The organism is Rhodococcus sp. T2V (genome assembly GCF_029269925.1).
In the GTDB taxonomy this organism is placed as follows: domain Bacteria; phylum Actinomycetota; class Actinomycetes; order Mycobacteriales; family Mycobacteriaceae; genus Rhodococcus_F; species Rhodococcus_F koreensis.
Map to the genome: position 1 here is coordinate 1 of NZ_JARJBD010000159.1, position 12,094 is coordinate 12,094.

8 protein-coding genes and 3 pseudogenes are annotated in these 12,094 nt (G+C 62.9%); 4 read left to right on the forward strand and 7 right to left on the reverse strand.

The features are described from left to right. On the forward strand, positions 1-297 hold a 297-nt coding region (locus tag P3H15_RS51045), incomplete at its 5' end, for an AMP-binding protein (RefSeq protein ID WP_276144329.1). Positions 298-354: 57 nt separating this feature from the next. Here the strand turns inward: P3H15_RS51045 and P3H15_RS51050 are convergent. Together P3H15_RS51050 and P3H15_RS51055 are read right to left on the reverse strand one after the other, a co-directional pair. Beyond that, a complete protein-coding gene (locus P3H15_RS51050; protein WP_276144330.1) occupies positions 355-3,081 on the reverse strand; it encodes a branched-chain amino acid ABC transporter permease/ATP-binding protein in 2,727 nt (908 codons plus the stop codon). 40 nt (positions 3,082-3,121) lie between these two features. Continuing rightward, positions 3,122-4,273, reverse strand: a complete 1,152-nt coding sequence (locus P3H15_RS51055; protein WP_276144331.1) for an ABC transporter substrate-binding protein — start codon at positions 4,271-4,273, stop codon at positions 3,122-3,124. Positions 4,274-4,648: 375 nt separating this feature from the next. Here P3H15_RS51055 and P3H15_RS51060 point away from each other — a divergent pair, with 375 nt between their 5' ends. Continuing rightward, positions 4,649-5,398, forward strand: coding sequence for an ABC transporter ATP-binding protein (locus P3H15_RS51060; RefSeq protein WP_276144332.1), 750 nt, complete (start codon positions 4,649-4,651; stop codon positions 5,396-5,398). A 182-nt stretch (positions 5,399-5,580) separates the two neighbouring features. Next, positions 5,581-5,721: a hypothetical protein gene (locus tag P3H15_RS51065; protein ID WP_276144335.1), complete on the forward strand. Its 141-nt coding sequence runs from the start codon at positions 5,581-5,583 to the stop codon at positions 5,719-5,721. A gap of 190 nt (positions 5,722-5,911) precedes the next feature. Here the strand turns inward: P3H15_RS51065 and P3H15_RS51070 are convergent, their stop codons facing one another. The 4 genes and pseudogenes from P3H15_RS51070 to P3H15_RS51085 form a co-directional block, all read right to left on the reverse strand. Continuing rightward, complete coding sequence (locus tag P3H15_RS51070) at positions 5,912-7,102, reverse strand: hypothetical protein (protein WP_276144333.1); 1,191 nt, start codon at positions 7,100-7,102, stop codon at positions 5,912-5,914. Between the two features lie 833 nt (positions 7,103-7,935). Beyond that, a pseudogene (locus P3H15_RS51075) lies at positions 7,936-8,196 on the reverse strand (transposase); the annotation flags it as partial. Positions 8,197-8,378: 182 nt separating this feature from the next. Beyond that, positions 8,379-9,662: a zinc-binding dehydrogenase gene (locus P3H15_RS51080; RefSeq protein WP_276144334.1), complete on the reverse strand. Its 1,284-nt coding sequence runs from the start codon at positions 9,660-9,662 to the stop codon at positions 8,379-8,381. Positions 9,663-10,380: 718 nt separating this feature from the next. Then, entirely contained in the window at positions 10,381-10,554 is a 174-nt protein-coding gene (locus P3H15_RS51085; protein WP_276144336.1) for a hypothetical protein, read from the reverse strand. Positions 10,555-10,890: 336 nt separating this feature from the next. Here P3H15_RS51085 and P3H15_RS51090 point away from each other — a divergent pair. Then, positions 10,891-11,286, forward strand: a pseudogene (locus P3H15_RS51090) (hypothetical protein); the annotation flags it as partial. Positions 11,287-11,508: 222 nt separating this feature from the next. On the opposite strand, the pseudogene P3H15_RS51095 reads toward P3H15_RS51090, so the two are convergent. Beyond that, positions 11,509-12,094 (reverse strand): annotated as a pseudogene (locus P3H15_RS51095) (transposase); the annotation flags it as partial.

Consider the following 12,094-nt stretch of genomic DNA (forward strand, 5'->3'; position numbering starts at 1 on the left):
GATCCGCAGACCGGTGCTGCGAGCGAACTGCTCGCACGGTCCAACGTCGTGTTCACGGGATATTGGGAACAGCCGGAGGAGACGGCGGCCGCCCTCGACGGCGGCTGGTTCCACACCGGTGATGGTGCCGAGATAGCCGCTATCGCGACGAGTTCGCCCGGACCCCCGACGGCTGGCGCTTCCAGTCGCGACGCCTCGAACATGTGCTGCCCACCCGCCTGCTCGATCTCGACGCCGCAACCGAGCAGCCGCGCAGCCGGTCGTGGTGACAGCCCGAAATGGGAACGGCCGAAATGATCTGGACCCCGCCGAGTCGGCAGACTTGGCGGGGTCCAGAACTTCGAACGGCAATCGCTACAGACTACTCGACTCGGTCAACCGAGCGTCGTCGGTCTCGGACTCGGTCGCCTCGCCCAGGTACGCGCGCACCACGTCGGGATGCTGTCTGATCTCCTGCGGCGTGCCAGTCGCGAGATGCTTCCCGAACTCGATGGCAGTAATGGTGTCGCAGACTTCCATCATCAGCTCCACGTTGTGCTCCACCAATAGAACACCAACGCCCCACTCCATCGCGATCTTTTTCAGCATCGTACCGAGCTCGCGTGCCTCCACGCTCCCCAATCCCGCTGCGGGTTCATCCAGACACAGGATGGTCTGCGCCCCGGCGATCGCCCGGGCGATCGCGACGAGGCGACGCCGACCGTATGGGAGCTCCGTCGGGTGACGGTGCAGATCGTCGGTCAACTCGAACGCCTCGACAACTGCCGCCGCGCGCTCGTACACCGGGTCGTCGCCCCCGCGCCCCAACAGCCCCTTGACGGCGGACCGGTATACCTCGGCGGCCGTCCGGATGTTGTCCTCGACGGTCATTTCGTCGAACAGCTCGAGGCTTTGGAAGGTACGACCCAGGCCCGACTTCACCCGACGGTGCACGCTCTCGCTGTTCAGCTTCCGGCCGTCGAGAGACACGGTCCCCGACTGCGGGCTCACGTATCCGGTCACCGCGTCGATCACCGTCGATTTACCCGCACCGTTCGGCCCGAGCAGTCCCGTGATCCGCCCCGACTCCACCGTCAGGTTCACCCCGTCCACCGCCGTGACGCCACCGAACTTGACGACCAGGCCTTCGACGTCTAACCGGTGGCCGGTCAGCGGCGACACCTCACGAGCCGGTGGAAACACGCCTGCCAGGTCGGGATCGGGATCCTGGCGAAATCTCCGAGTGAGCCGTTTGACCAGATCGGCGTTCAGTTTGAACGCACCGTCCGGCGCGACGATCAGCATATGAATCGTCATGATTCCGCCGATGAACGCCACCCACAGAGTCGCCTTGTCACCCGCGGACGAGAAGATCGTTCCGACGACACTGCCCGGTGCCGCGAGCGCACCGATGATCGGGCCGAAGATGTATCCGATGCCACCGAGCGTCGTGTAGACCAGGCCGTTGATCGACGAGAACACGTCGAATCCCGAGTCATAGGTCAGGACGAACTGCTGGAACACCAGAACCACACCACCGATGGCGGCCAGTGACGAGCCTGCTCCGAAGGCGAGCAGTTTTCGGCTCGCGACGTTGATTCCCACTGCCGATGCCGCGCGTTCGTTGGAGCGGAGCGCCAACAGTTGGCGACCGAACCTGCTCCGACGTAGAGCAGCGACGAACAGGGCGCAGGCGAAGAGCACCACCAGTGCGACGGTCGCATATCCGCGAGGGTTCTCGAACGCGTCGAACTTCCAGCCGAAGATGCTCGGCGGCGGTGGCGTGAACATCGCGTCGACCGAGCCCTTTGTCCACGAGTTGTTGAGGAACAGTACTTCTTGGACGGTCAAGGCAACGCTCATCGTCATGATGGCAAGGTTCACGCCGCGCGATCGAAGAGCCGGCAGACCGATCAAGATGCCGACGGGGAACATGATGACCGCGGCGATCACCATCGCCCAGATCATGTTCAGCCCCAGCGAACCACAGACGAGGCGGCCGGCGATTACCGCACCGATCCCCGCAAGAGTGAACTGCGCGACCGAGATCTGTCCCGCGTACCCAGTCACCACCACACAGCTGAGCAGGATGACAGCCACCGCGAACAGCACCGACATGGCGTTCACATACTTGACGCTCGCGACTGCCCAGATCAACACAAGAACGACGACGGCCACGGCGCCGACGGGCTTCCAGCGGATTCTGCCGCTGCCGACGTTTGCCTTGCGCTCGCGTAGTGCCGAACGCAGTTGCACCCCGTCGGACCGGAACGACATCACCACCACAAGAACGATCAAGGGGATCGCCGCCGCCCATCCCGGTGTTGAGACGTACCGGGTCACCTCGGCCTGGGCGATACCGATCACGACGCCGCCGAGCAAGGTGAGCGAGAAGGACGTCAGGCGACCGAGCAGGGCTGCGGCGAGTGCGGCGACCAACGACTGCGTCAGGACGGCGATCTGGACACCGATGATTGGCGCGAGCAGGATTCCCGACAGGCCCGACAGCGCCGACCCTAGAGCCCAGTTGATGGCGGCGACCCGCCCCACCCTGATCCCGAGGATCGCCGCGACTACGACGTTCTCGGCGACAGCGTTCGTCTCGCGCCCAAACGCCGAACGCCGATAGAAGACGGCGAGGGCGGCGAACAGGATCAATGCGATGGCGATCAGGATCAGGCGATCCTGCCCGATCCGAATATCGCCGATCGTCCACGTCCCGCGCGGGAGCTCGGAGGGGACCGTCCGCAGATTCGATCCGTACAGAAGCTGCATGCCTGCTTGCAGGACAACCACTACGGCGAGCGTGCCGACCACGCGGGACACGACGGATGCATTGCCCATCGGGCGGATCACCGCGCCATAGACCAACAGGCCGACGGCTGCCGACATCGCAATACCCGACAGCAGTCCAACGACGTAGGGAGCACCCCACCCGACGGAGACCTGCCAATACGTGAATGTGCCGACTGCACCGATGGAACCGTGGGCCAGGTTGAGCACGCGCGACCCGCGGTAGACCACGACGACACCGACGGCCGAGAGCGCCAACATCACGCCCGCCGAGATGCCAAGGATGCCGAATTGAATGATCTCAGTCATGTGAATCAGCCTCTTGCATTTCTTGAGTCATGCACGGTGACTACTGTGCGATCAGCCGGTCGTGCACATCGGACCAGTCCGGCGACACGAGAGTCGACTTCCCGTCCCTGACCTCTTCGACCGCGTACTTCGTATTGACGATCCGCGGGTACGTCTTCGAGTCGAGCGGCGACTTGAAAGACAGCTCTGGATTCGTCGTGCCCAGATCCACCGGCCCCATCGCGTTGAGCGCAGCGGTCACCGATTCTGCCGTCGGCGCACCATCGAGCCCCTCCAGAACCTTCACCAACAGGCTCGCACTCGACCAGCCCTGCAGGGTCAGGGTGTTGATCTCCGTTGACGGCTTGTACTGCTTCATCTCCTCGTTGAACGCGACCACACCGGGCGCGTCACTACTGACCGGGAAGAAGCTGTCGACCAGCACGGTGCCGTTGACGCTGTCGCCGAGGTCTTTGATCATGCTGGGCGAGATCCCGGAGGCGTTAGCACCGATGCGGATGGTCGAACTGGACTGCCTGAGCACCGGAATCGCCTTCACCGCCAGTTGCGGTCCCATGAGGAGGGTGACGCAGTCCGCGCCATCGGACACGACCGAGTCGACCACCGGCGCGAAGTCTGTCGTCACAGCCGGAGTGCTGAACGTCTTACCTGCTGAATTGCCTGCGCCGCTGGCGACGAGTGTGGCGTTCGACTGTCCCGTCGGTGTCATCGTCGCAATGGTGTCGATCTTCCGGCAGTGGAACTTCTCCGCCAACGCCTGACCGAGCGCCGGGTACGCAACCGGACTACCGCCGCCGATGTTGAACACGCTCTTACTGGTGTAGTCGGTCGGGGTGCTCGGATTGACGCCGATGTATGGGATGCCTGCACGGTCCAGGACGCCGATGATCGCTGCTGTCTGAAACGTAAGGCCGCCTGTAACGGCGACGGCGTGATCGGTTACCGCCTTCTGCGCGCACTGCGCCGCGATATTCACATCGCCTTGATCGTTACAGATCGTCAGGTCGATCTTCTGCCCCTTGACACCGCCTGCTGCGTTGACCGCGTCGACCCGCGCCTGCATGGCGTCAGCCATTTCCGGGAAACCGAACGACGACGACTGAGTCGTCAGAATTCCATAGACCTTGACGCCCGAGCCAGAAGTCCCGTCGTCTGCGGCGCAGGCCGAGACCCCCATCGCGACGGCGGCCACGACGATCATCACCCGGATCCAAAACTTACGCATTCCTGTGACCACTCCTTCGTCGATCCACCTATGTGACGGCCAACACACTGTTTCGCCGGGTTGACAGTACCAATCCGACGCGCCCCCTACAAGCTATTTCGTACACTCTTTTCTAGGCGTTTCTTGAGTAACGGTTCGGAGGAACTCGCCCAGAGCCTCCCGCCGAAGCCCACGAGCAGCATGCCACCCTCCTCACACCTATCGCTTGCACGCTGCAGATTCGACCAATTTTTCGCAAACACCCGAGGGCACCCCCGCAGGCGAGTAGTGCCCCCAAGCGGCCGATATTAGGTATCCTCTAACTCCTGGTCGACGATCGACGACCCTACTCAAGGAGCTCACATGCATGGTTTGTTCTCATCCGGGCCGCAGCACCGAAGCGACGCCATCCCGAACAGCACGGGTTCACATGCGCTCGAGGCACGCGGACTGGTCCTGGCCTACGGCAGTCTGCCCGTCGTTCGCGACGTCGACATCAGCGTCGACCCCGGCGAGATCGTGGTGCTTGTCGGCGCAAACGGCGCGGGGAAGTCGACGACGCTACTGGGACTGGCCGGCGGACTGCCTCCCGTGAGCGGCGAGGTCCTTCTCAATGGGCAACCGGCGCAGGGCGCCCTGTCGCAACGCTCGCGGGACGGGTTCGCGTACATCACCGAAGAGCGGTGCGTCCTCATGACAATGACCGTCGAAGAGAACTTGAAGCTCGGCGCAGGCGGCGTCGACCGTGCCGTTGACTTCATGCCCGAGCTGAAGCCGCTGCTCAACCGCAGAGTCGGTCTACTGTCCGGAGGCGAGCAGCAAATGGTCGCGCTGGCCCGCGCTCTTGCCACGAATCCGAGTGTGATCGCCGCCGACGAACTATCGCTCGGCCTCGCGCCGCTGATCGTCGACCGGCTGATGAAGGTGCTGCGTGACGCCGCCGACCACGGTGTCGCCGTGCTGATCGTGGAGCAGCAGGTCCGGCGCGCCCTGCACCTGTGCGACCGGGGCTACGTGATGCGGCAAGGGCAGGTCGTAATCGAGGGAACTCGCGACGAACTACTCGCCCGGATCGACGACGTCGAGCACGCCTACCTGTCGGCGGCGTCCTGACCGAGCGGGCCGATCACGCATAGGCAAGGCGTCAGTCGAACGTGTTCACCGTCCACACCGGAGGATACCTGCGCCCGGCAGGCGAATCTGGCGCCTTCGGCGAAACAGGTCGTGGTTGTTTCTGGCCAAGGTGATCGACATCTGCTCGCGGCGCGTGGTGGGGCTGGTCCATCGCCGACCACATGCGCACCGAATTCGTACCGGACGCGATCGAGATGGCGGTGCGCACCCGCGGCGGTGACGTTCGTGGCGAAGTCTTTCACGGCGATTATAGCGGGGTCTGGATTAAGCCGAGAAACGGCGAGTTGTGTTGTGCGGATTGAGGCGTGTTACTGATTCCTCGGCTTAACGTTGAGGGGTCAGCGAAGGCTGTAGAGGGCTCGGAGTTTCTCGTCGGTCAGGCTGTCGGGCGCGGCGGTGTCGATGGCGGGGGTGGCTGCGTCGATGGCGTGGCGCATCATGTCGTCAGTGGCGAATAACGGTGACGTCGGATATTCAAACTGTCCGAATGCCTCATCCTCTCGATGATCGTCGGCTGATCTCGGCGGCGTAGTTGGTCCAGTCACCGGCTGACAGTCGCTGCCATGCGACGGCGACATCGGTGTGAATGCCGAGGGTGCGGGCCAGGATCGCAGCGGCGATCTCGGTGACGAGCTGAAACAGGGCGGTGCTGCGGTCGGCGCCGGGCCGGATGCCGAGCTTGTGCAGTCGCTGGACGAGGGCACCGGTGCTGATGGGCCGGCCGGGCTGCCCGCCCGGGAACAGCCAGAGCGATGGTGTCAATGCACCGATTGTCGCGTGACCCTTGCGTTTTGCGGCGACCGCTTGTGCAAGCTCGTCGACAGGGTGGGGAAGACAGATGGGTGAGGAGCCCAGGTGCAGCCGGACGGCGTCATTGCTGACCTCGAGGTCGACGATGGTCATCCGCGAGATTGCTGCCGAGGTTTGGGCGTAGACAAGCACGAGCAGGCCCGCGAGCCGGTCTTCGGCCTTGATCGTGTCGTCATGCAGCAGCCGCCGCGCGATGTCCCACCGGTGTTGGTCATCGAGCGGCCGGGTGGGGCCCATCCAGCGGCGGGCGGGGATGCGGACGCTGATCAACTTGTTCTTGTGGGCCCAGCGTATGACGTGCCCGGCGGAGCCGCGGTTGACCGCGGTGTCGTCGGTGAGCCATTGGTCGAGGTCGGCTTGCTGACAGGTGTCGAGGGCGAGCTGGTGATCGGTCAGCCAGTCGAGGAAGGCGACGGCTCCGTAGATGCGTTGCCGGACCGAGTTGAACTGCTGGATCGTGGTGAGGGCGCCGTTGTTGCGCAGCCGCAATCGGCGGACGAGCTGCCAGGTTGTGTAGCGGTGCAGCACGCTGCGCTGTTCGGGATCCGACTGGGCGGCCACCACGCGGCCGACCAGCTGCTCAGCGCGGATCATGTGCTCGTCACGTTCGGACAGGGCGCCGACACCGACGGGAACCTGCCGCAGGTGAGCGAGAGCCTGGCTGTCGGGCAGTTCGTCCAGAGCTTCGTGAGTCAGCGCCCGCCGACCGGCGGCGAGGTCGGCCAGGACGGGCGCAACGGACTTCTTCCTCAGCCATCGCATCGCGGTGATCGGGTGCTCGGCGGTCGCGATGTTGTTCCGCAGCGCTTGCAGCCCGGGATGCAGAGACGCCGAAGGCGGGCCCAGGATTTCGTTGAGGCCCTGGTGGATCACGCATCGGCCGCACTGCCCGGGATGCGGGTGCGCGGGGTCGCTGCAGGTCGGGCAGTCATGCCAGACGGCGAGGGTGGTGCAGTCCTCGCAGCGTGGCTGGTCCAGGGTGCCTGAGACGATGGCCGCGGTCCGGCCGCAGGAACAACACAGTGCCGTGCGATTCTGGCAGGCAGGACACCACGGTCGTCCGGTGGTTCGGGAGGTGCCGCAGGGCTTTTCGTCGCCGCAGATCGAACACACAGCAGTCGGGAGGGGCGGGCAGGTTACGCAGATGGGGCCGTCCGGCGTGCGGGTGCTGACTGGCCGGCGGCGCCCGCAGTTGAGGCAGACTTCGAGGTTGTCAGGGTCGGCGACCAGGCAGTTCGGGCAGAGTGGCCGGCCCTGTTCGTCTCGTGTCGCGGGCTCGCGGTTCGCACCGCAGCGTGTGCATTCTTCGACACGGCTGTGGGCGATGCAGGTGCGGCAGACGCGTTGTCCGTCGAGGGGTTTGTCGATCCGGACGACCCGGTGGCAGCGGGGGCATGCCGGTCGGACGATCCCGGCGACGTCCGCGGCGTGAAGGGCCTCGATCAACGGAACGATCGCCCGAACGGGAGCGAGATAGCCAGCGCCGGTGAGCAGTTCAGGTTGAGCTTCCAGTGCCCAGCCGATCCTGCGCTAACCTCGATCTTGCATGCGTCTGACGTGTCGCTCTGATCAGTTTCGGGTTGGGTGTTTCGGGCATGGATTCGGTGCTCGGCAACGCGCGGTCGCCCGACGCGGTCGGGTGGTCGTCGGGGTCCAGGGCCCCGAAAGTTGATTTCCTTTCGTCTCGGCAGTCGGATTGGTACTGGTCAGAGAGGGTCGGGGATCGCGTTGAGACGGGCCAACGCGGTGATCAGCACCTCGATCCAGGGTGCGTGGGTGGACAGCCGCAGATGCACTTTTCGTGCGTGGCGGGCGATGCGGCCGGCGATCGAGAACAGCCGCAGTCGTAGTCGTTTCGGCTCCCATCTTTTCGCATCATGATCGGCGAAAGCGAGCATCTGCATCCATGCGGTGACCTCGACGGCGAGGGTGACCAGGGCGAGCCAGATCCGGTTCTGATCGAAATGGTCGGACCAAGATCACGCAGACACGCCGACGACCTCATGAGAAACACAGGTATCAGCAGTCACAGACGACCTCCGCGAACGGTCACCGAGTCCCCGAACTGCGAAAGTCGAGTTACGAACAAACCGATCTATAAAGACCTCCTGTTCAACTGGACGTACGAGAGCCCGAGGCTAACGCAGGCCTACATGATGATCACCGTGCGCCCTGCAACCGACCCGGCAAGCAATTCGGCGTACCCTGCGTTGATGTCCTCGAGCGAAATGTGTTTTTGGATAAGGTCATCGAGGTTGAATCGACCTTGCAGGTAGAGTTCCGCGTAGTATGGGATGTCAGTCGCAAAGTTACTCGAGCCCGCCATGACCGCCCGGACCGCGCGCTCGCTGCGCAGATCACTGGACGGCAGGTCGAACGAACTGCCCAACCGCTGCATGCCGACCAGGTATACGGTGCCTCCTCGACCGAGGACACCGTAAGCCTGTTCGAGCGGCTTCGGCAGCCCGGTCACCTCGAATGCATGGTCGACCCCGAACCCGTTGGTTATCGCGGAGACGACCTCTTCGACGTTCTGTTCGATTGCGTTGACGACGTGAGTGGCTCCGAATCGGCGTGCAAACTCCAGCTTTTCATCGGTTACGTCGACCACGATCACCTTTCGTGCGCCGACGAGAGCCGCCGCCTGGACTGCAGCCAGGCCGACACCGCCGGCACCGAACACGATAACTGTGTCTCGGGGTTGCACTTCGGCACTACGTATGACTGCCCCGGCACCTGTCGCAACCGCACAACCGAGAACTGCTGCCCGGTCGAAAGGCAGTGATGGATCGACCGTCACCACCTGACTCTGGTGCACGAGTGCACGTGTGGCAAAACCACCCAAACCCGAGAGCGTCCAGACTGGCGTATCGCCATGCGTGACCCGCGGACTCTGCTGGGGCCCGCGCACAGACTGCTCGGGATGGCGACACGCGATCCTGTCACCCTCGACGCACCTTTCGCAGCGCCCGCACGCCGAGATCGGGCAGGCTACGACGTGGTCCCCCACCGCCACACCGACAACATCCGACCCGACAGCTTCGACCACCCCCGAGAACTCATGGCCGAGGAGTTCTGGATACGGCCTTCCGTAATCCACCTCGACGAAATTCCAGTCGCTGTGGCACAGACTGGAAGCTCGAACACCTATCAGAACTTCGTCTTTGTTCGGACTGTCCAAAACGATCTCAGCTAGGGTCAGTTCGTTGCGTTCGGGACTAAGAAGCAGCGCGGCGCGAGCGGTTATTTCACTCCGGGTTGCTTCGCCCGTGTCGGTTTGGGTTTTTGTATCGACAGATGGCATTTGTCCGCTTTCGAGTTGTACCGGATCGGTGTTGCAGTTCAACTTTTTCAGGTGGATGTCAGGGGCACGAGGCATATAGGTCGTCGCACGTTCTCCGATCGTAATTGCCGTGACGTTGTGTCCACTCACGAGTGTCGGCACCGGCATTTGCATTGGATCGGTCGGCCGCCTGGTCGATTGCACACACTTCGACCAAAGCTCCCGCCTCCACACGTTCTCCAAATGTCCTCGATGTCGGATCGCCCCTCACAACGGTCTGCTAGATGCTTCCGCCAACGATGCTGAACGCGATCCACTTCACGACAGTTAGTATACTTATTTTTGAATGACGTGCGCCACAGCACAGCGATCGACGAGCTAAGTTCCGATGATCCAAGTACTCAGGTCCCGACGGTTCCGCACCGGTCAGGGTCGAACCACCGACAAAGGCGGTCAACGCTTCGGTCTGCGAAATGTCGAAGCGTCGGCATTCGCCAGTCCAATCCCGCACTGCAAGACCCGGCAGCATCCGAAGTCCGGCTGATGCGCGCAGGTGTGCCTGTCAGTCGCTGGACAGCCCCGACTTTGATCGCATCTGCCACCGAACGCGGTTAACACCGCGATGGTTTCCGGCCCTGATCGGCAGTGAGTCGGATCCAGGATGCACATACCGTTCAAGGACTTGCTCGTCACATCGCTCTCCACCTCCTCGGAGCTCGGGGCACACCGAGCGACTTCGGTCGCACTTTGAGCGACTCGAAGAAAAGTATCCTTTTTCAAGTCGTTTGACAACGCGCCGATTCGCAGGTCCTGGCGTTCGACACCGAAGAGAATTGAGGAATCGTCAAATCCTGTGGATCGGGGTGTGTCAGGCGACCTCGGATACCGGCGTGTCCGGTGACGGGTCCGGGGTGATCTCGACGGGGCGTTCGAGGTGCTTGCCCTTGTGGAACAGCGCACCGGCCCGCACCAACGCCACCAGGTTCTTCGCGGCAGAGTGAATGTCGCCCCGCCAATCGCGTGGTTGGGCACCGCAGCTCATGCTGGAATCACCGCAAAGCCCGAGAGCCGTACCCTGCCTGCTGTGCCGGCCGTTGCAGCCTTGGCCAGCACAGCGCTGTACGCCGTGGAACGAAAGCGCCGACAGGCGCTACTGCGGGAACAGCAGGCCAAAGGCAAAGCCGTGAACGGGTACTTGTCGACCGTAGCTCTGCCCCTACGAGGCGACGATTCACCTGAGATTCGGGTGGCCGAGGAACTCGACGCAGCCGAGTTGGCCATGACCCGGCGCATTGTCGATATCGGCCTGCAAGAGTCCAACGACTGGTCGAATTACGAACTCGTCGACCAATTCCGCGAGTCTGCGGTTCGCTACGCGATGACGGGATACATGCGTTCGTTGCAGTCGCTGCAATATACCCGCATGCCCGCATTCCGAGGGTACGTGAGCGAAGCACAGCGGGCCCTAATCAGGAAGCATCAACAACCTCTGGTATGGAAGTATTGGTTCTGGGAAAACCTCTGGGGGAATCTGAGTATAGATTCCGATCCAGTCATCAAACAGAACATCATGCTGTCAGAATGGCTGTCGACCAACCTGGGTGCCTACGAGCGCATCAATCGCGACTTACAATTCAGCGAGCCAGGCGCGCTGAAGTTCGTGCTGAACTCTCGTAAGAGTTACTCGTACTCATACACGTCGATGATGGAGGTAATGGCGTCACAGTTCGAACAAGCGCCGACCGGGCTAATTGCCTGTGAACCGAACTGGGTCTACACCACGTGCAAATATGTATGGGGTCACCGGTGCGTACCTGCATTCGAAGATTCACGCGTCCGATCTCTACAACCGCATCGGGCCTCGATACATCAACGGAATCAACGACGAATTTCTCGGGCCCGACGGCACGACACGCATATACCTGTCGACCCGCAGCGGCTTTTCCGGACCGTCGGCGACCGCGATTGGCGACTCGGTTTATCGGCTCTTCTCGTTTCAGAGTGCGTTGATTCGCTCCTGAAGCTGTCCGGAGTGGATCAACGACCGCAAGATGTAGTGGTCGAGATTTCCGGAACCCGAGCGCGATGCCACGAAGATGCTCGAGACGGCCGTTGATCGCCTCCACCGGACCGTTCGACACCCCGACATCGAAGTAGGCGAGGATCTCACTACGGCGTTTCCACAGACTGCGGCCGAGTTGTGCCAACTCCTCCAACCCTGCGGGTAGACCGGCTCGGATCCGTTTGAGGCACTTGAACATCGCCAGCTTCCCGGCGCGCTTGTTGGTGTCGGCGTAGGCGGCGATCAGGTCCTGGTAGCACCACGCGGTCACTTCCACCGGCAGGTGTGCATCGTCACCGTCGAGTGCGGTGGCGAGTTTGTCCTTCTGCTTGTCGGTGAGCAGGTCGGTGCGGGTGAGCAGGATCCGCCGGATCCCGTACAGCGGGTCCCCGACTCGACCGCGATGCCCACAGGTGGCCTGCTGGATCCGTTGCCGGCACACGGTGAGCTCCTCCGCCGCCAAGCGCAATACGTGGAACGGATCCATCACCGCCCGCGCTGCGGGTAGCGCTTCGGCGGT

What these genes read in the sequence shown, in the direction of transcription:
- P3H15_RS51050 (WP_276144330.1), bottom strand. Translation starts at nt 3,081, where the DNA reads ATGACTGAGATCATTCAATTCGGCATCCTTGGCATCTCGGCGGGCGTG.
- P3H15_RS51060 (WP_276144332.1), top strand. Translation starts at nt 4,649, where the DNA reads ATGCATGGTTTGTTCTCATCCGGGCCGCAGCACCGAAGCGACGCCATC.
- P3H15_RS51065 (WP_276144335.1), top strand. Translation starts at nt 5,581, where the DNA reads ATGCGCACCGAATTCGTACCGGACGCGATCGAGATGGCGGTGCGCACC.
- P3H15_RS51085 (WP_276144336.1), bottom strand. Translation starts at nt 10,554, where the DNA reads ATGAGCTGCGGTGCCCAACCACGCGATTGGCGGGGCGACATTCACTCT.